17 protein-coding genes and 1 pseudogene are annotated in these 19,537 nt (G+C 66.2%); 5 read left to right on the top strand and 13 right to left on the bottom strand.

The window, feature by feature from the left end; translation table 11 throughout:
* Positions 1 to 214 (bottom strand): annotated as a pseudogene (locus P0R31_RS13400) (flagellin); the annotation flags it as partial.
* 319 nt (positions 215 to 533) lie between these two features.
* Here P0R31_RS13400 and flbT point away from each other — a divergent pair.
* Positions 534 to 974, top strand: a complete 441-nt coding sequence (flbT, locus tag P0R31_RS13395; protein WP_275514476.1) for a flagellar biosynthesis repressor FlbT — start codon at positions 534 to 536, stop codon at positions 972 to 974.
* Between the two features lie 72 nt (positions 975 to 1,046).
* On the opposite strand, the gene P0R31_RS13390 is transcribed toward flbT, so the two are convergent.
* The 9 genes from P0R31_RS13390 to P0R31_RS13350 all read right to left on the bottom strand — a co-directional run bounded on the left by P0R31_RS13390 (position 1,047) and on the right by P0R31_RS13350 (position 14,709).
* Positions 1,047 to 2,543: a pyridoxal phosphate-dependent decarboxylase family protein gene (locus P0R31_RS13390; RefSeq protein WP_275514475.1), complete on the bottom strand. Its 1,497-nt coding sequence runs from the start codon at positions 2,541 to 2,543 to the stop codon at positions 1,047 to 1,049.
* Positions 2,540 to 3,790, bottom strand: coding sequence for a hypothetical protein (locus P0R31_RS13385; protein ID WP_275514474.1), 1,251 nt, complete (start codon positions 3,788 to 3,790; stop codon positions 2,540 to 2,542). Before P0R31_RS13385 ends, P0R31_RS13390 begins: the two co-directional genes overlap by 4 nt.
* A 1-nt stretch (position 3,791) precedes the next feature.
* Entirely contained in the window at positions 3,792 to 5,420 is a 1,629-nt protein-coding gene (locus P0R31_RS13380; RefSeq protein ID WP_275514473.1) for a hypothetical protein, read from the bottom strand.
* Positions 5,421 to 5,430: 10 nt separating this feature from the next.
* Complete coding sequence (locus P0R31_RS13375) at positions 5,431 to 6,216, bottom strand: hypothetical protein (protein ID WP_275514472.1); 786 nt, start codon at positions 6,214 to 6,216, stop codon at positions 5,431 to 5,433.
* Positions 6,217 to 6,287: 71 nt separating this feature from the next.
* Positions 6,288 to 8,171 carry a flagellar protein gene (locus tag P0R31_RS13370; protein ID WP_275514471.1) on the bottom strand — a complete coding sequence of 628 codons (1,884 nt, stop codon included), beginning with the start codon at positions 8,169 to 8,171 and terminating at the stop codon, positions 6,288 to 6,290.
* A 21-nt stretch (positions 8,172 to 8,192) separates the two neighbouring features.
* Positions 8,193 to 10,076: a flagellar hook-associated protein FlgK gene (gene flgK / locus P0R31_RS13365; protein WP_275514470.1), complete on the bottom strand. Its 1,884-nt coding sequence runs from the start codon at positions 10,074 to 10,076 to the stop codon at positions 8,193 to 8,195.
* 34 nt (positions 10,077 to 10,110) lie between these two features.
* Positions 10,111 to 12,363, bottom strand: a complete 2,253-nt coding sequence (locus P0R31_RS13360; protein WP_275514469.1) for a flagellar hook-basal body complex protein — start codon at positions 12,361 to 12,363, stop codon at positions 10,111 to 10,113.
* 288 nt (positions 12,364 to 12,651) lie between these two features.
* Positions 12,652 to 13,164 (bottom strand): peptide-methionine (R)-S-oxide reductase MsrB, encoded by a 513-nt coding sequence (msrB, locus tag P0R31_RS13355; RefSeq protein WP_036015643.1) that lies wholly within the window; start codon positions 13,162 to 13,164, stop codon positions 12,652 to 12,654.
* Positions 13,165 to 13,251: 87 nt separating this feature from the next.
* Positions 13,252 to 14,709, bottom strand: coding sequence for an NAD(P)/FAD-dependent oxidoreductase (locus tag P0R31_RS13350; protein ID WP_275514468.1), 1,458 nt, complete (start codon positions 14,707 to 14,709; stop codon positions 13,252 to 13,254).
* 92 nt (positions 14,710 to 14,801) lie between these two features.
* Between P0R31_RS13350 and P0R31_RS13345 the strand changes: the two genes are divergently transcribed.
* Together P0R31_RS13345 and P0R31_RS13340 are read left to right on the top strand one after the other, a co-directional pair.
* Complete coding sequence (locus P0R31_RS13345; RefSeq protein ID WP_275514467.1) at positions 14,802 to 15,338, top strand: SixA phosphatase family protein; 537 nt, start codon at positions 14,802 to 14,804, stop codon at positions 15,336 to 15,338.
* 56 nt (positions 15,339 to 15,394) lie between these two features.
* Entirely contained in the window at positions 15,395 to 15,820 is a 426-nt protein-coding gene (locus tag P0R31_RS13340) for a universal stress protein (RefSeq protein WP_275514466.1), read from the top strand.
* 203 nt (positions 15,821 to 16,023) lie between these two features.
* Here the strand turns inward: P0R31_RS13340 and P0R31_RS13335 are convergent, their stop codons facing one another.
* Positions 16,024 to 16,260, bottom strand: coding sequence for a DUF1127 domain-containing protein (locus P0R31_RS13335; RefSeq protein ID WP_275514465.1), 237 nt, complete (start codon positions 16,258 to 16,260; stop codon positions 16,024 to 16,026).
* Positions 16,261 to 16,445: 185 nt separating this feature from the next.
* Between P0R31_RS13335 and P0R31_RS13330 the strand changes: the two genes are divergently transcribed.
* Complete coding sequence (locus P0R31_RS13330; protein ID WP_157280825.1) at positions 16,446 to 17,789, top strand: PLP-dependent aminotransferase family protein; 1,344 nt, start codon at positions 16,446 to 16,448, stop codon at positions 17,787 to 17,789.
* Positions 17,790 to 17,792: 3 nt separating this feature from the next.
* On the opposite strand, the gene P0R31_RS13325 is transcribed toward P0R31_RS13330, so the two are convergent.
* A complete protein-coding gene (locus tag P0R31_RS13325; protein ID WP_275514464.1) occupies positions 17,793 to 18,392 on the bottom strand; it encodes a YdcF family protein in 600 nt (199 codons plus the stop codon).
* A 62-nt stretch (positions 18,393 to 18,454) separates the two neighbouring features.
* A complete protein-coding gene (locus P0R31_RS13320) occupies positions 18,455 to 19,036 on the bottom strand; it encodes a hypothetical protein (protein WP_275514480.1) in 582 nt (193 codons plus the stop codon).
* Between the two features lie 65 nt (positions 19,037 to 19,101).
* Between P0R31_RS13320 and P0R31_RS13315 the strand changes: the two genes are divergently transcribed.
* Positions 19,102 to 19,536 (top strand): hypothetical protein, encoded by a 435-nt coding sequence (locus tag P0R31_RS13315; protein WP_036015623.1) that lies wholly within the window; start codon positions 19,102 to 19,104, stop codon positions 19,534 to 19,536.
* Position 19,537: the final 1 nt, after the last annotated feature.

Genomic DNA, 19,537 nt, shown 5'->3' with positions numbered 1-19,537 from the left:
GCACGCCGTTGGCGATGCCGTCGAGCAGATTGTTGATGTCGCTGGCGCGGTTGTCGAGCGACTGTGCCGTGAAGAAGTTGGTGGGATTGTCCAGGGCCGAGTTGACGCTCTTGCCGGTCGACAGACGGTTCTGTGTGGTGGCGAGAAGATCAGCGGTGGACTGGAGGGAGAGCAGGTTCTGACGAACCGATGCGGAGAGGACGATACCGGACATGACTCTGTTACCTTTCTGGTAAACGACGCTACTGTTACACGTCTGCTTGGATCGCGATGGACCCAGCGACGGCGGACCGTGGCGCCGAGACCTCTAACGAAACATGAAATGAAAGCGGCGCTTTTGCCCGGCCGCGCGTGATTCGGCCCCGTAAGCGGCGCGCCCAATCGTACCACCGCCAAATCCCGCCCTTGAAAGCATTGAGCTTTTTGGCCGGAAGGACCTGAGTTTACAGCTCGTTAACTAGTTGCAAGCGAGAATCAGGGTCTGACAGGCCGCAACGAACGCTCGGTTACGAAAGCGTTGATGGAGAACCGGAATGGCCCTCAAGGTCGAGCTCAAACCGCACGAACGCATCATCGTCGGCAATTCCGTGATCACCAACACGGACCAGCGGGCCCGCCTCCTGATCGATGGCGAGAACGTGCCGATCCTGCGCGAGCGCGACATCCTCACGCCGGAGACCGCCGACACGCCCGCCAAGCTCGTCTATCTGGCGGTCCAGCTCATGTACATCTCCCCGGATCCGCAGACCCAGCACGGCACCTATTTCAACCTGGTGCGGGACATCGTCACCGCGGTGCCGAGCGCCTGGCCGATCATCGAAGGCATCAACAACAACATCCTGAACGGCGACCTCTACCGAGCGCTGAAGGACGCCCGCAAGCTGATCGCCTATGAGGAGAAGCTGCGCAACCAGTTCGAGGCCACTCATCCCAAGGCGGCAGCCGACAAGGACGACGTCAGCACCGCCGCCTGATACAGCGTTCGCGTCAACGACAACGGCCCCGGATCGCCTCCGGGGCCGTTGTCGCTTCAGACGTTCGTCAAGTTATTGCGCTACGAGCGGTGGCGCGTCGACCTCGATCACTCCGCCGCTCCGCTGTCCACCGAACTGCAGCACGGCCGCGACCAGCGCATCGATGTCCGCCGCCTCGGTGCGGTGATTGACGATCGCGGCGCGGATCGCGAACTTTCCGTCCAGCGTCGTGCTCGAAGGCGCGGCGATGCCGGACTCCTGGACGTCGGCGACGATCTCGCGATTGACCGCATCGCCGCTGCGATAGCGGAAGCAGACGATGTTGAGATTGACCGGTGCCAGCAATTCCAGCCGTGGTTCGGCCAGCACACGCGTCTCCAGATATTTGGCGAGCGCGCAGCTTCGTGCGATTGCCCGGCCCAGCCGGTCGGTGCCGAACGTCTTCAGCGTGAACCACGTCTTCAGCGCACGAAAGCCGCGCGACAGATCGGGACCGAGATCGCAGGGCCAGACCGCGCCCGCCGCAAGCCCCCTCGCCTCGCGGCTCAGATAGGCCGCCGGCTGCGCGAAGGCCTGCCGATGCTGCTCGCCGTCGCGCACCAGCAGGATGCCAGCGTCATACGGCACCTGCCCCCATTTGTGGAAGTCGAGTGCGATTGAATCCGCAAGCTCGATACCGCCGAGCAGCGGCGCAAGCTCCGGCGACAGAATTGCGAGCGCACCGAAAGCGCCGTCGACGTGAAACCACATTCCTTCCTCGCGGCACAACGCAGCGATCGCCCTGAGGTCGTCGATCGCCCCGATATCGACCGTGCCGGCGGATGCGACCACCAGGAAAGGCTTGAAGCCGACCCCGCGATCGACCGCGATCTGCGCGCGCAATGCGGCAACGTCGATACGATGATCGGCACCGACTGCGATCTTGCGCAGTGCATCGGCGCCGAGCCCGGCAATGTCCATCGCCCTCGAGATGCAGCCATGCGCTGCCTGCGACGTATAGGCCGTGAGCAGCGCACCGTCATTGCCGATGCCGTGCTGCCGCGCCAGCGTGCCGAGCGCGGTGGTGCGCGCCACCAGCACGGCCATCAGATTGGCCATCGACGTGCCGGTGACGAAGATGCCGCTTGCGCTCTCGGGAAAGAGGAACAGGCGGCGCATCCAGTCAACGATCTGGCGCTCCACCTCGATCGGCATGTGGTCGCGTCCGCCGAGATTGGCGTTGAGGCCGGCGGCGAGCATCTCCGCGAGCATGCCGACGGCGGTGCCGCCGCCATGCACCCAGCCCATAAAGCCGGGATGGACGTTGCCAGTCGCATAGGGCGCAACATACTCGGAGAATTCGCGATAGACCTCGGCGAGGTCGCTCGCCTCGCGCGGCACGTCCGTCCTGAATGCCGCGCGCACGTCATCGGGAATCGGCCGCCAGACGGGGCGCGCCCGAACGTTGGCGATGCCGTCGATCGTCTCGTCCAGCATGCGGTGGGCCAGCGCGCGAAACTCGCTCCAGTCCTGCGGATCGAGCGGGGTATCCGCGACGGCGCTTTGCGTATTGCGGATGATCTCGTTCATGCGCTCTCCCTGCCCGTCTTTGCGTGCCGCGACAGCATCGCCGTGAACGCGGCAAAGATCTTGCGCATTTGCGGCGGCTTGTAAGGAAACACGACCGGCGAATCCATGTTGTGCACGACGGCGGTGTTGTCGGCCTCGAACACCAGAAGCTCGCCGTCCGCGTTCTCGGCGCAATCGACGATGAAGTAATCGAGGCCGACGCGCCGGCTCATCTCCTCGATCGCGTTTCCGTGGCGCTCGCCAAAGGCATGGTCGAAGTCGCGCATGAAGACGGCTTCCTCGGCCCGCTTCTCTTCGCTGAAGGCCATGTAGGCGTTGAGATACCAGATGTCCCAACGGTCGGCGATCGCCATGTGGCACGCGTACGCCTTGCCGTCGACCATGGCGAGGCGATACTTACGGTAGAGCCCGTCGGGGCTCACATAGTCGACGAAGCGTGCGACGAAGAAGTCCTGCTCTTTCCGTTCGGCGAGATAGGCCGCCAGAGCCGCCGCATCGTCGAGCTTCGCGAGCCCGACGCCGGCATGCGAGCCGCGCGGCCGTGCGATCATCGGAAAGTGCAATTCGCCTGCGATGTCCTCGCATGCGATCCGCGCCTGCGCGAGGTCCGACAATTGCGCGCGCGTTGCGTGGATGGTCGCGGGAATGTCGAGGCCGGGCACGTCCATCAGCAGCCGATACAGCTTGTCGCGATCGAGATTGCCGATGCGATCGGGGCGATTGAGCAGCGGCCGCGGCCAGTGCGGCGCGGCCTCATCGATCAGCGCAAGCGCCTCACGGCATTCCTCGGAATCGGACGCGACCACGATGGCCACGTCGTGCTCCGGCAAGGTCTCGGGCAACCCGACGCCCTTGACCACATAGAGGGTCAACAGCTCGACATCGGAGCCTTCGAGCAGGAAATCGATCGGCGTGTTGCCGCCCATGTCGATGTCGGCTGCAAGCGCGAGCAGACGCAGGCCCGGCTTCGGAGCTGCGCTGGGCGTTCGGAACAATTGATGGAAGGCCAGCACCTCGGACTGGATCGCAAGCCCCCGATCCTTGTCACCCAGCAGTTGGGTGATCAACGACAGGTCCAGCCCCTCGCCCGCCAGCGCGGTCCCCGCCGCGATGCGCGCGACGAGCTGATCGCGCAACGGATGCAGATCGACGCCTTCGAAGGCCCGGCGCGTCAGCTGCGCAAAGCCGATGCGGTCGGCATAGTTCGCCGCGGTCAGGCCGATCGGCGCGGAAACCGGATGCTGCATCTCACACCTCGAACGCGGACTTTACCGGCACGGCCGCCGCTGCGCCACCGGCGAGCAGCAGCTCGATCTTCACCAGGACGTGGGCGATCTGGTCGAGAAGGTGCTGCACGTTGCGCTGCGCCTCCGCCCTGTCCGGCGACCAGGCCTCAGTCACGAGCCGCGCGCCGACGCAGAGGCGCAGCACGGCCTGCGGCGTCTCGTCCTGCCGCTCCAGCCGTACCGGCTGGCCGATCAGGCAGCGCTGCGCGGCGACCTGACGGTCCTCCGTGCTGCCGTTGATCTCTTCGCTGACGTCACGCGCCAACGCGCGATGAACAGACGCGGTCTCGGCAACAGAAACCGGCTTGCCGTCGCGCAGCAGCGTGAACGGAAAGATGGTGGGCTGCGCGAACTCCTCGTCGTCGATGCCGGCCACGTGGGTCGCGGCCGAAGCAGCGCGCAACGACGGCGACAATGCGATCATGCTGTCGATGCCGGCAGCGAGCTCGGCGAGCATCCCGGCGCGGAAGGCCCCGGGCACGCCGTAGTAGCTGCCGATCTCGGTCAGCGCCGCCTCCCAGCGCAGCCATTGACCGAAATTCGGACGGCGCTCGAAGCGCGAACGCAGCGCCGTCCAGGCCATCGGCCAATCGCAGCGGCCGGCGTAGTCAAGGATTCCAGATGCGATCCTCTCGACGCGGTCGAGCGACCGCGACAGGCCCTTCGGCACCAGCAGTGCACCGCTGAAGGCAGGTCCGCCGAAGAATTTGGAGCCGGTGATCAGCACCATATAGCCGCGGTCGAGATAGGAGCGCAGCCGCCGGCGACCGAGCCGGGCCTGGCAGGCGTCGACGACGATCTGGACCTTGCGCGGCCAGCGCCGCGCGATCTCGTCGAGGCAGGCCGCGCTCGGCGCACGCCATCCGAGCTTCGAGGAATCCATGATCTGGAGCAGCACGGGCGCGCCTTGCGCGATCGTGGCCTCGACCGCATGCAGCACCGCTTCATCGGCATCCGTGCGCATCGCGATCCCGGCCCCCGGCGCGCGCAACGGCAGCGAGATGCTGGCGCCGGCAAGCCCCGCGACCGCGCCGTCCTTGCGAACCGCAAAGCCGCTCGCCGTCAGGGTGCTGAAATGATGTCCACGCGCGGTATGGGCCGTGCCGCTGCCGGTCTGGTCGGCGCCGACCACGATCGTCACCGGCCGCGCGCCGAGCATCGTGCGCGCCAGGAACAGGGCATGGAGCTGGGAGTCCGTGCCGGACGGCGAGAACACCACGTCGACGCGCGGCGAGAGCTGGAGATGACCGCGCAGCTCGTGGCGCATATCCTCGCAGCGTGCATCGAAAGCGAGCTCGACCTCGTCGAGCAGGCACTTGTGCATCAGCTCTTCACGCGCCAGCGCGGCGCGGTCGTAGGCCGCCTGCGAGATCGTCGACGCGGTCGAGGAGGCGAAATTCCACAGCTCCGGCTCCGGCGAAGCCGGGCAGCCATAGGCGTTGGCGCGGCCGGTGGGATCGAGCGCCAGGCGCGGATCTCCGCCGGAAACGAGCAGCGTGTCGAGCGGCGTGAAGAGGTCGCGCAGGCGATAACGCGAGCCGCCGTCGGCGGCGCGTTGCATCTCGGGCCGAGGGGATGGGCCGCCGCTCATCCCGAAAGGCTCACGCCGCGGCATCGGCCGCCGCCGCAGGCACGGCTGCGAATTGCGAGGCGATGTCGCCGTGGAACACCGACGGCCCGACGTGGTCGAGCGGGCTCTGAATGTCGGCCCAGATCTCGCCGCCGATGTCGGTCCAGCGCTTGCAGAAGGCGAAGTCCTCGGACAGATACGTGCCGGTCGCCGGATCGATCATGCATTCGAACAGCGCGAACCGGTTCCGGCTCGCCGCCAGCGCATCATGGGAATGCTCGCGGAAGAACTGGAGGTTCGCGTAGTCGGGGTGGCGGCACATCGCCTCCAGCACGTGACGCCGGATCATCAGGAAGCCGGTGCCGGCATAGCGCACGCGGGTGAATCCGTTGACCACCACGATGCGGTCGGGATCCTCGATCTCGAGCACGTAGTCGAGCGAGGCGGCCGGCACGTCGGCCCGACCCGACTGGATCGCCCGCGCGGCCTTGTCCCAGTTGACCCGCTTGATCGGATAGCAGCCGGCGACGACGTCCGCGCCGCATTCGATCAGGCGGAACACCTGCTCCGGCTTGAAGCCGATATCGGCATCGATGAACAGGAAATGCGTCGCCTTTGGATCGTCCAGAAACATCGCGGCCAGATTGGCCCGCGCACGCGTGATCAGCGCGTCGCCGTCGCGCAAGAGAACCTTGAGCTCGAGATTGGACATGCCGTGCACGGCCCGCTGCAGCGCGAAGATCGAGCTCGCATAGATGCTCGACACCTGCCCGCCGAAGCAAGGGGTCGCGACCACCAGCTGCATCTTGTCCGACATCGACCGCTCCGCCCCGCTGCAATCCTCACCAAGAGGTAAACAGGCATGGTTAACGGCGTGTTAACGCCTCCTTACAGGAACTTGACGAGCGAGAGCTGCGCCAGGTTCGAGGTCACCTGGTAGGACGCCTGCAGGGCGTTTTGCAGCGCCAGGATCTCGCTCGCGACCTGGTCGGGCGAAGCCGATTCGGCCTGGTCGATGATGGTCTGGAGCTGCGCCTTGGCCTGGGTCTGGCGCGTGCTCGCATCCTTCATCGTGTTCTGGGCCATCGCGATGTCGGTCTGGATGTCCTCGATGCGCTGCTGTCCGGGCTGCTGGGTCAGCGCCTGGGTCACCCGCAGGCTGAGCGCCGAGACCTGCCCGCCCGAATATTGCCCGGTCGGCGAGGTCGAGAAGGTGCCGAACACCGCGATCGCCTGCAATTGCCGGCGGATCGCATCCTCATTCGCCTGGGCGCCGTACTGCACCGTCACGGCATCGTCGACCCGCGCCATCGCGGTCGAGCGCGCCGAGCCGGGCCCGTCATTGCCCAAATACCATTTCACCGTATTGGCCGAGCCGTTCACCAGCGTGGTCGCCGAGCTCGCAGGCGAGGAGCCGACGCGCAGCGGCGGCTGCGTGGCGATCACCGGCGTCGAGCTGAACCCGAGCGCGCTCAGCGCGCCGGTGTTCGACGTCGTGATGTTGAGGCTCGCCGCATCGTCGGTGTTGATCGTGATCGAGCCGCCATGGACCGTCGAGGGCTTCGACGTGCCCGTGATCGTGTCGATCTTGCTCAGCAAACTCTGGATGCTGTCGGTAACGTTGAGCTGGTTGCCGGTCGCGCCCGAGGCCACGAAGGTCAGCGTGGTGCCGTTGACGGTGATGGTATCGCCTGCGACGAAGCCCGGTGAGATCGAGTCCGAGGGGCTCGCGCCCGACAGCGCCGTCGCGCCGGTGACCGGGGTCGGTGGCGCCGCCTGGTTGTTGACGGGGGTGCCGATCGCAGAGCTCGCGGTGTTGAAGAAGTTGTCGCCCGCAACGATCGCCGATGCCGCCACCAGCGAGGTGTTGGCGAGCTTCTGAATCGCGGTGTTCAGCGCCGTGTTGAGGTTCGTGGCGGTATTGTTCGGGTTGACGGGCGTGCTCGCATCGATCGCGAAGCTGCCGAGCGGCGTCGGCGTCGCCGAGGACGCCGTCAGGTCGATCTGCTCGGTCGTGCCGTCCGGCAGGGTGAACTGAATGCTGAGTTTGTCGCCGTTGTTCGGATTGACGCCGTTGAGATCGACCGAGAACGACACCGGCGAGCCGCTCGGGCCGGTGACGGTCGCGCCTGTCAGCGTCGAGGACACCGCCTTGATCTTGAGGCCGAACGGCGATCCGGCGACGTCCTCCGACACCTGCACGGAGCTTGCCGTCGGCTGCGTCTGCACCAGGCGGCCCATGCCGCTGGCCCCTAAGTCCGCGGCCTGGCGCTCGGCCATGACGGTCTTGAAGCCGGCCTGCGTCGTGGTGCCGTTGATGATGTCGCCGGCATTGGCCACCGACTGGGTGTTGACGGCCGTTCCGGAGAACAGATAGCGGTTGCCGGTCTGCGTGTTGAGAACGCCGACCATCGAGCCGAACTGGGCCGCCGCGGTGTTCTGCGCGATCGTCTGGCCATTGACGTTGAGATCCTGCGCGGTGTTGGCGGAGCCCGTTTGCACCGTGCTGCGGATCTTGGTCAGCGATTGCAGCGCGGTGTTGGCGAGGTTGATGCTGACGTTGACGTTGGTGATCGTGTCGGTATAGCCGGCGATGTTGGAGAGCTGCGCGCGCCCGGCAATCGCAAAGCCCTCGTTCGTCCCCATGCCGGCATAGTTCTGCGACAGCTTGCCGGTCGAGAGCTGCGTCGAGAGGTCGGTGAGCTGCTGATTGATGTTGCGGATCTGCGCGCCGAGGATCGACGAAGAATAGTTGATGCTGCTGATCGCCATCTTTCGGAGCCCTGTTACTGTTTACAGTTGAGCCTGGATCAACGTGTTCATCATGGTCTGCACCACCGACATGACATGGGCGTTGGCGGCATAGGCATTCTGAAGCTGGATCAGGTTCGACATCTCCGAGTCCAGGTTGACCTTGGAGGTCGAGTCGAACTTGGCCTGGAGCGTCGAGACCACGACGCTCTGGCCTTGCTGAAGCTGGGTCGCCTGGGTCGCGGCGTTGGCCTGCACGCTCAGGAACTGCTGGAGGAAGTTCGAGACGCTGCCGCTGAAGGGCTGGCTCGCCGAGCCGAGGCCGCTCTGCGGCGAATAGGAGAACACTGCACTGGTGAGCTGCGAGTAGAGATAGTCCGAACGCGTGGTGTCGCCGGCGGGCGTCACCGGCGAGGTATTGTAGACCGACATCCGGGTGGGATCGGTCACCAGCTGCGTGTTCACCGCGATGCGCCCGGCAAGACCGGTCATCTGCGAGCCCGACGCCGTGATTGCGCCGGTGTAGAGCGCCTGCCCGCCGTCGGTGAACAGCGGCAGCTGCGGATTGCCCGAGGTCAGCGACGAGATCGTCTTGGTGGTCGAGGCCGAACCGACCTTGGCAAGCCCGGTGTTGTCGTCGGTCACCCGCAGCGTCGTGGCGGTCGCCGGCGGGGGGGCGGCGGAGAACGACAGATGGGTGCCCGACAGCGCGGTGTTCAGCGCAGAGGCGATCGCGCCCAGGCCGCCGGCGAAGTCGACGCCGACCCGCATCGGGTTGGCGTTGGTCGCGTTCTGGAGCGGCAGCGCGGCGGGGTCGGTCACGTTGACGAGCGTGATCTGGCGCTGCGTGTTGGTCGCCGTGTCCGTATAGGTGATGTTGACCGTGTTGCCCGGCAGCGCGCCGGCGAGCTCGAGATCGAAGCCGGCCGGCGGGCCGGTGACCGTGCTGCCCGCGGTGGTCTTGTCGGACAGCGCGCTCGCCATCGTGGCGGCGAGCTGGTCGATCTGGTTCTGCGCCTGCACCAAAATGTCGTCGCGCAGCTTCAGGTCGGCCGCGATCTGGCCGGACGACACCACGTTGTTGGCGACGACGTCGACTTGCGAGCCGTTCGGCAGCTTGATGTTGAACGCGCCGACGCCGGACTTGGCAGGGTCGATGTTGTAGAGCGACGTTGCCGACAGCGCGCCGGCGGAGGCAAAGGAGAATTCCGAGGCGAGTCCGGCGCCGACCAGCTGAATGCCGGTCGTGGTGTAGATGTTGGCCTGGTTCGAATTGTCGGTGGTGACGCGGACGTCGACATATTTCGACAGCGTGTTGATGGCTTGGTCGCGCTGGTCCATCAGCGTTGCGGCCGAGGGATCGTTGGCCGACAGGCCCTGGAGCCTGGTATTGATGTCGGCGATCTGCTTCATGGCCGCATTGGCGGCCTGCGCCGAATTGCCGAGATCCTGTTCGACGTTGGAGCGCAGCGACTGGATGCCCTTGGTGGTGACGTTGAGCTGCGTTGCGAGCGCCTGGGCCGCCCCGAGCGCGACGGTCTGCGCCGACGACGCACCCGAGCTGGTCGACAGCGCCTGCAGCGCCGTGGTGAACTTGTTCAGCGCGCTTTCGAGCGTGCCGGAATTGCCGGGCGTGCCGTAGACATTCTGAAGCTGCTTCAGGATGTTGGCCATCTGGTCGGCGTAGCCGCCGCCGCCGGTCTCGGTCCGTAGCTGGTTCTGCACGTAGGTGTCGAGCAGGCGGCTGACGCCGGTCGTCATCGCCGTCGCGCCGAACTCGCCGGTGGTGACTTCGATCTGGTTCGGCGTCTGGACGACGTAACCCGGCGTCTGCGCATTGGCGACGTTCGAGGAGACGATCGAGAGCGCGGCCTGGTTGGCACGCAGACCGCTCATCGCACTGGCGAGGGCTGAACTCAAACCCATATCACTGGCCCGCCTTTGTTACGTCACGCGCCGATCAGCGCAATACGTTGAGGAGATCCTGCACCATCGAGTTTGCCGTCGTGATCACCTTGGTGTTGGCCGAATAGGCCTGCTGGGTCACGATCAGCTTGGTGAATTCGTCGGCGATGTCGGTGTTGGATCCCTCCAGGGACGAGCCGCTGATGGTGCCCGAAGCGCCGTCGATGGCGTCACCCGATTGTTCGGTCGCCGCATAGGCGCCGCCGTCCATCGCCTTCAGATAATTGGTGCCGTTGAAATGCGACAGCTGCACCTGGGCGAGGTTGAGGTTCTGGCCGTTGGAGAAGGTGCCGACCACCACGCCGTTGTTGTTGACGGCGACCGAGCGGAGCTGACCGGCGGCGTAGCCGTTCTGGGTGATGGTGTTGATGGTCACCGCGCCGCTGGTGCTGGCATATTGCGTCAGGCCTCCGGAGGAGATGTTGAAGGCGACGGAGCCGAGCGACTGGCCGCTGACGGTGACGTTGTTGATGGTGATGCCCGAGCCGCTCGGCGAGGTCAGCGAGCCGTCGGCGGCAAAGGTGAAGGTCTGGCCGGTATTGACCCATCCGACCGTCGTGCCGGTCGCGTTCGGGTCGGTCTGGTAGAACAGGTTCCAGCTGTCGGAATGACCCGCGCCCAGCGAGGCGCTGTCGGTCTTGGCCCAGCGCAATTGCAGGTTCACCGGCGTACCGGCGGCGTTGTAGGCGGTCACCGCGCCGCCGCTGATCGATTCCTTGGTGAAGGTGGCGATGTCGTTGCCGATCACGCCGCCGGTGCCGGCCGTGCCGCCGCCCTCGCGATTCCTGGTGATGGTCGAGGTGAAGCCGAGCGCGGAGAAGGCCGCGCTGTTGGAGCTGGAGACCGTCAGGTTGGAGACCGTGCCGGTGTTGAGCGTGATCACGCCGCCGCTGCTGACCGACGATCCCGAGGCGCCGGAGAGCGCGTCGATCTTGCCGAGCAGGGTCGTGACGTTGTCGGTGACGTTGATCTGGTTCGCACCCGATGCGCCCGAGGCCATGAAGGTCAGTGTTTGACCGTTGACGGTGATGGTGTCGCCGGCGGAGAAGCCCGACGTGAGCACCTGGGCACCGCCGGCGGTGGCCGAGCCGCTCAGCACCGTCGCGCCCGAGATTGCAGGCGAGGACAGCACGTTGCCGCCGCGCGTCACGCTGCTGATGCCGAGCGCCGTGGCGGCCGTGCCGCTGCCGATCGCGACGTCGGTACCGGTGCCGGTCGCGATCTGGATATTGCCGCTGACCGAGAGCGAAGCGGTGACGCCGGCGCCGCCGGCCGTCTGGATCGCGTTCAGGATGTCGGCCACCGTCGCCGTCGTACCCGCACCGAGACCGATCGTGGTGTTGCTGCCGACGGTCGAGACCGTGGTGCCGCCGTTGAAGGTGATGGTGTTGCCGTTGATGGTCAGCGTCTGGCCGCTCAACGCGGTCAGAATGCTGGAGGCGAGATGCGTGCCGGCGGTATTGTCGAGGGACGTGGTCGTCGAAGCCACCGCCGAGGAATTGTTCTGGAGCGCAACCGTGCCCGTGGCCGTCGTCGACGAATAGGCCGAGCGGATGTTGCCGGTTGCGGCTGCGCCTGACACGGTCGCATTGGCATAGGGTGCCGGCGGCGTGCCGACCGGCAGCGGGTTGGCGGCGAAATCGGACGGGTTGAGCCCGCCGGCTGCGAGCAGGGTTCCGGTCGACGCGGTGGTTTTCGCCACCGTGTTCGGCTGCGTCGGCAGGTTCGCCGCATACTGGATCGAGGTGGTCGCTTGCGCCGGAATGAAGTTGTTCTGGAATTGCAGGACGTTTGCCACGCTGCCGGTCGGGTTGCCGGTCTTCGGGTCGACGGTGACGCCCATCAAATAATAGCCGGCGCCGTTGACCAGGTTGCCGTTGGCATTGAGCTGGAAGTCGCCGCGCCGCGTGTAGTAGGTCACCCCGGTGAAGACAGGCACGTTGTCGACGACGCCACTCGCCTTCTGGATCGAGAAGAAGCCGTCGCCGGTGATCGCCATGTTGGTGGCGACGCTGGAGGACGAGATCGTGCCCTGCGTCGTGATGGTGGCCTTGGCGTTGGCCTGCACGCCGCCTGCCACCTGCTTGCTCGGGACTGAGGAGTCCGGAATGAGGTCGACGAAGCTGGTGCCGATGCCCTTGTAACCGGTGGTGGATGAGTTCGCGATGTTGCCGGAAATGTTCTGCAGCGCGAAGGACTGCGCCTGCAGGCCACCCACCGAGGTGTTCATTGCATCGAAGATACCCATAACTTTGTCTCCAAATCCGATCTCGGCGGCCGGTCGACCATGGCCGCAATCGGAAAGAGACGTCGCAAGGCCTATGCCAATGCGGGTATCTTCAGAAAATCAATGACTTAATGAAAAAGCCCCGGTCTGACGACCGGGGCACATTTGCCGGGACCGGCAACAATTGCCGGGGCATCCTGTCGTTCGAAGGCGGTGCGAACCATCGAATCCTAGTGCGCAATTGCGCACCTGAGAACCTCGAGATTCCGGGTTCGGCCCTGCGGACCGCCCCGGAATGACAGGGAGAACCTACGTTGCCGACGCCGCCGCGGGGTGGAAGACCAAGCCGAAACCGTCGATGCAATAGCGCAATCCGGTTGGCTTCGGGCCGTCGTCGAAGACATGGCCGAGATGGCCGCCGCAGCGCCGGCAATGCACCTCGGTGCGGACCATGCCGTAGCTGCGGTCCTCGGTCTTGCCGACATTGCCTTCGATCGGCGCATAGAAGCTCGGCCAGCCCGTGCCGCTCTCGAACTTGGTCTCCGACGTAAACAGCGGCAGGTCGCAGCCGGCGCAGGCGAAAATGCCCTTGCGCTTCTCCTTGAGCAGCGGGCTGGAGCCGGGCCGCTCGGTGCCGTGGTTGCGCAGGATCTCATATTGCTGCGGCGTGAGCTGGGCGCGCCATTCGGCCTCCGTCTTGGTGATCTCGAACTTTTGCGCGGCCTTCTCGCCGGCCTCGGCAGGTGTTCCTCTCAGCCAGCGCAAGGCCGAAAGGCCGAACAGGCCGGCAACAGTCGTGAGCAGGATGCGGCGGTCAAGCATGTCAGTCTCCGTGCGCGGGAAGTCCACGCCCTGAGATACGGGCTTCTGCCGGCCGAAGTTACACGTCGGAGCGGAATTTCGCTCAACTTATTGCGAGACGCGGTCCTCGTGCACGACCGGTTCCGCAGCGCCGACTGCGCCTTTCGCCGGTGGCGCCGGCCGGGGTCGCACGCCGGGCGGCGCACGGCGCGGACCGGTGCCGGCGGCGCGGTTGGCTTCGGCGAGGCGGGCCTCGCGTTGCCTGTCCTTGACCCTGGCGCGCTCGCGATAGCGGGCGAGCGCACCAGCGGCGGCGGAGCTCGCCCTGCCCCAGATCCCGACCAGCTGGCCGGCGACGCGCCCCGTGGCGCCGCCCGCCCAGACCAGTTCGAACGGCGAGAACAGCTTCCAGCGCTCATCGCCCGACAAAATGCTGCGCGCGATCATCTGTCCGGCCATGGCGGAGGTGTTCATGCCCTGGCGGCCGAACCCGCTCGCCACCCACAAGCCTTTGCGCAGCTGGCCGATCTGCGGCATGCCGTGCACGGTCTGGCCGGTGGCGCCGCCGAACGTCTCAGTGATCTCGACATTGCCGAGCTCGGGAAAGATCCTGCGGATCCGCCGCCCGACGGCGCCGGCGAAGCGCTGCGGACGCGCGGCCCAGGTGGTCTCCGGGCTCTCCCACATCAGCCGGTCACCGTCGACGACCCGGAAATGGTCGACACCGTCTGAATCCATCACCGATCCCTTGAAGGCGACGATCTCGTGCAGGCGCTCGCCGAGCGGCGCGGTCACACCGGCATAGCGCCAGACCGGCAGCAACGTCTCCGACAGGCGCTTGGAGGGGGCGCCAAGATGAATGTTGCCGGCGAGCACGATGTGGCTCGCACGCAGCCGCGCCGAGGGCGTGACGATGCGCTTGCGGATGCCGGAATGATCGATGCTGACGACCGGCGTGTCCTCGAAGATGCGGGCGCCTGCCCGCCGTGCCAGCGCCGCAAGGCCGTGCACGTATTTCCGGCCGTCGACCTGGAACGCTTTCGGATAATACACGCCGTGGAAGTAATGGTCGGTCTTGAGCGCCTCCCGCACGCGATCGACCTGCCAGCCTTCGACCTCGGTATCGAAATCCTCGTTCAGCATCTGCAGCCGGCTGATCAGCCGGTCGCCTGCATCGACGTTGGAGACCTCCAGCACGCCGTCGCTGAGGCCGATCCCCGGCATGCTCTCGTCGCTGGCGTTGGCCCGGACGAACTCGGCGCCCTGCTTCGACAGGGTCCACAATTCGCGGGCATCCTCGAAGCCGATGCGCTCGATCAGGTCCGTGAGCGGCAGCGCAAAGCCCGGCATCACGGTGCCGAGCTGGTTACCGGAGGCGTTCCAGCCGATATGCCGGCCCTCGAGCACCGCGACGCTGGCCCCGAGCCGGGCCGCCTCCAGCGCCACGGTAAGCCCGGCAAGGCCCGCCCCGATCACACAAATGTCGGCATCGAGATCGAACGACAGCCGCACGCGGTCGCGAAAGCCGGCTTCTTCCTGGGACGCGCTTGTGAAAGTCTCGCTCATAGCGTTTTCTTAAGATACCAACCGGGCGCCTGTCACCTTGTCCTCAACCGGCGCCTGTAGCTTATCCTGGACGTGAACGATTCGAGAATGCCATGCGCCGTTTGATGCTGCTGCGTCACGCCAAGACCGAGACCGACGCACCGAGCGGACGTGACCAGGACCGCCGGCTCGACGATCGCGGCTGCAAGGATGCCGCGCGGATGGGCGACTGGATCGCCGCCCATCCGCCCTTCCCCGACACCGTGTTGGTGTCCCACGCCGTGCGGGCCCGGCAGACCTGGGACATCGCCTGGGAGGCGATGAAAGACCGCGTCCCGGCGCCGCAGGTCGAGGTCCTGCCGGAACTCTATGGCGCCGATCCCGCACAGATCCTGGACACCATTCGCACGGCAACCGCCCCGGCCGATCCGAAGCGGCTGCTGCTGATCGGCCACAATCCCGGCATGCACGAGGTCGCCCTGATGCTGATCGGCGGCGGCGATCCCGATGGCGCCAAGGCACTCGGCGACAACCTGCCCACAGCGGGGCTTGCGATCTTCGACTTTGACGTCAAGGATTGGGATGACGTGGCCTACCGCCGCGGCAAGCTGGTGCTGTTCGTCAGCCCCAAGCTGCTTCGATCGGGCTAGAGACGCGCGGGCGCCGTCTCGACCGGTTTTTCAGCTTGGTCTTCAGGGAGGCGCAGATGTTCAAGTCCATCCTCGTGCCCATCGATCTCGCCGACACCGATCTCGCCAAGCCGGCGATCGCGACCGCCGCGACGTTGTCGCACACCTGGAGCGGTGCCGTGCGCCTGATCAACGTGTTGCCGATGACGCCGGTGATGCTGGCCGAATACGTCCCGGCCGATTTCGACGAGCAGCAGCGCCAGACCTCGGAAGAGGCCCTCGCCATCGTCGCCCGCGAATCCGGCATCGAGCCTTCCCGCATCTCCAGCGTGGTGCGCCAGGGCGGCATCTATCACGAGATCCTGGAGGAAGCCGTGCACATGAAGGCCGACTTGATCGTGATGACCTCGCACCGGCCGGCGATGCGCACCTATTTCCTCGGCTCCAATGCCGGCCACGTCGTGCGCTACGCCAAGTGCTCGGTGCTGGTGGTGAGGCACTGAAGGGCAGCAGACCGTCATTGCGAGCCACACTCGCGCTCCCGTGCCCCCGGACGCTGCGCAGCGTCTCCCCGGCGATGCGAAGCATCGTCCGGTTCGACGATGCGCTGCAGAGCCGGGGCCCATGCGTCAGCGAGTGCGATCCGCTGGGTCCCGGCTCTGCGCAGCAGCGCCTCACGCTGCAGCGCGTCCGGGACACGCGAGGATCACAGATACCGCGACAGCTCGGTCTTGAACTGCCCGTACACGGCATCCTCGATCTGGCTGCGCGTGATGCCGATGTCGCGCAGGGCGCGGTCGTCGAGCTCGTTCAGGGTCTTGACGGCGGAGCGGCGCTCCAGGCGGTCGAACAGCGCCGTGAGGCGCAGGGCGAGGGCATTGAAAAATCCGCCCGATGAGGATGGGCGTAAAGTCCGCCCGGCAGTTTGCGAGATCGTGGTCATTCTTCTTCTCCGGCCTATCGTCCCGCGCGGCGAAGCAGGTGCCGTTGGCGCGGACGCTGTGGGCGCCTGCACCTCATTTGCCGTCGGATTGCTCTCGCTCTCCTCGGCTCAATCGCGGAACTTGATGGAACTTAAATGCTCCAGTACACTCCTCGGAGCAAGCAAAACATTGCTCTCGGTGCAATATGTCCAAGTTCGAGTACGTGAAGCTCGCCGATGCCATTGCGGCCGATATCACTAACGGCACGTTAAGGCCCGGCGACCGGCTGCCGCCGCAGCGCAATTTTGCCTATGACCGCGGCATCGCGGTCTCGACCGCGAGCCGGGTTTATACGGAATTGCTCCGCCGCGGCCTCGTGGTCGGCGAGGTCGGGCGCGGCACGTTCATCTCCGGCGACGTCAGGCGTGAAGTCGAGACCATGCGCGAGCCGGCCGACGCGCGCATCAATCTCGAGGTCAATTACCCGCTATTGCCGCAGCAATGGGCGATGATCGCCAAGAGCCTTGCGGGGCTCGAGCGCATCGACGCGCTGGAATCTGCGCTGCGCGTTTCGACCAGCACCGGCACCAAGAGCGCCCGCGTTGCCGCCGCTGCCTATCTCGCACGCAAGGATTTTGCGCCGCAGCCCGAGCAGATCTTCTTCACCGCCAACGGCAAGCAATCGCTGGCGGCCGCGCTTGCCGCGCTCGTGCCCACCGGCGGCCGCTGCGGCGTCGAGGCGCTGACCTATCCCTACGTCAAGAGCATCGCCGCGCGGCTCGGTGTGACGCTGGTCCCGATCCCCATGGACGAGTTCGGCGCGCGGCCCGACGCCATCCAGAAGGCCCATCGCGAGGCGCATCTGTCGGCGCTGTATCTGCAGCCCATCATCCAGAACCCGCTCGGCGTCACCATGAATGCGACGCGTCGCGCCGACATCATGCGCGTCGCCGAGAAGCTCGATCTCACCATCATCGAGGACATCGTCTACGGCTTCCTCGCCGACGACACGCCGCTGGCCGCGCTCGGGCCCGACCGCTGCATCGTGCTCGACAGCCTGTCCAAGAAGGTCGCGCCGGGGCTCGCGCTCGGCATCCTCGTCGCGCCGCCCCATCTGCGCGAGAGTGTGATGAGCGCGGTGCGCACCGGCGGCTGGATCGCCTCCGGCCATGCGCTCGCGGCCGGGCAGCGGCTGATGGCCGACGGCACCGTCGCCGAGCTGACCCGGCTGAAACGCATCGATGCCGCGCGCCGCCAGCAGACCGCCGCGAGGCTGCTCTCCGGCTACCAGCTCGCCGCCGATCCGCGCTCCTATCATCTCTGGCTGACGCTGCCGCCGCACTGGCGCTCGCAGACCTTCGTCGCCGCAGCAGCAAGGCGCGGCATCGCGCTGACGCCGTCCTCGACCTTTGCGATCGCGCACGGTCATGCGCCGAACGCGGTACGGCTCGCGCTGGCCCCGCCCTCGCCCGAGCAGCTCGATTCCGGCCTGCGCACCATCGTCTCGCTGCTCGGCACCAAGGAGGACGATTTCGATTCGACGGAGTAGGGCTCAGACCTCCGGCCAGTCCGCGATAAAGCCCCTCGCCTTATAAGGTTCGATCTTGTCCCATTCGTGCAGCAAGCGGCGGCGAAATTCCGCGTCGGTATGCCAGAGCGCACGCGGTGTCGTGAAACTGTCGACGGTGAGCAGCATCTTCTCGATCCCCGGCCAATGCCGATGCAGCGTCATCGGGTAGCGCCGCGCGGTCCAGGTGTTGCCGAGACAGATCACGCTGCGGATATTCTGCAGCCCGATTGCCGCATCGATGATCGGAAGCGAGAAGATGACGTTCTCGCCGGTGTTCATCGCGCGATGCTCCTCGAGGATAAGGTCCGCCGGAATGCCCGCCGCAACCATCGCGGCCTTGATGATGCTGCACTCGGATTGCTCCGAGCCCGGCGTCACACCGCCGCTGACAATCGACCGGCGAAACAGGCCCTCGCGCCACAGCCTTGCGGCGGTGTCGGCACGCAAGCTATCGTCCTCGCGGGTGCCGAACACGAACAGCAAGTCGGCTGGCCGGAGCGGCTTATCGATCAGATGCGTGCGGTTGATTCTGGCGATCTCATCTGCCGTCGGCAGACGGGTGCTGCGATCCATGGCTGACATGACCACAAGATGCGACGCCTATGGCGGGACGCGAAGTCACGTTTGATTTCGGCCGATTGCACCTAGGGCAGCAGGGCCTTCGGCACGCGATCGAAACTGTAGCTCTGCGGCCGGTTGCGCCGCACGAAGCCGCCGACCTGCCAGGCGAACAGCGCGGCGAAGCCGAGGATGAACAGCACGCCGGCGAGCTCGCCGGTCACAAGCGCGCGGATCAACAGCCCCGCCATGGCCACGGCGAGCACGGCCAGGAACGCCAGCACCGCCGCATAGGTCTTGCGGCCGAGGCCCGCGGTCAATTCGGCGCGGCTGCCGGCTTTGGCCATGCGCGCATGCAGCTCGATCAGGAAATCGCGAAAGCCGTTGTCCTGCGGCGCCATCAGCGCCGCGGTCTGCCAGCTCGTCGACAGGATCGCGATGCGGCCGCCGCCGGTGCGGCTGATATCGGCGCGGAAGCGGTGCTGCTGCATCGACACCGGGCGGAACGACAGCCGGATCGCCGAAATCTCGTCGTAGCGCCAGAGGCCGGAGCGGCCGGCCATATGCCAGGACAGCCCCTGCTCCGTCAGCTCGAAGCGATGCGCCGAGCCGATCAGCGAGGCCTTGTAGGCATAGCGCGTGGTCGAACCCGCTTCCGCTCCCGGCATTGTCGTCAACGAACCCATCGGCGATCGGCTTGCGCGATCGCACCCGGCCATCCTACAAGCGAGGCATGGCTGAGACGACCTTTTTTCCGCGCCGCCTGATTCTCGGCGCCGCGATGATCTCCGGCGTGTTGCTGGCGCTCGCGGTGCACATGCTGGGCGCGCGCTACGGTCTCGATCTCGGCCGCCTCTGGCGCTCCGACACGCATGAGTTCATTCCGGCGGGCGCCGCCATCGCCTGGTGGCTGATCGCCACCGTCGGCTTCTCCGGCGGCTATTTCACCGCGAGCCTGATGCAGAGCGCCGTTTCCGGACAGATCCCGCAGCGGATGCGGCAATTCCTGATCGCGGTCGGTGTGCTGCTGCTTGCGGGAGCGGGTCAGGCGGCGTCGGCACCGAGCCCGATCCCGACCGTCTCGGGCGTGCTCGCCGGGCTTGCCGCCCTGTGTCTCGGCGCCGTGATGGCGTTCTGCGGCGCGCATTTCGCGCTGCGCCGAAGCTGAC

Origin of the sequence: Bradyrhizobium yuanmingense, assembly GCF_029167105.1 — a bacterium.
Classification (GTDB): Bacteria; Pseudomonadota; Alphaproteobacteria; order Rhizobiales; family Xanthobacteraceae; genus Bradyrhizobium; species Bradyrhizobium yuanmingense_A.
This window is presented reverse-complemented; position numbering and strand designations above follow the sequence as displayed.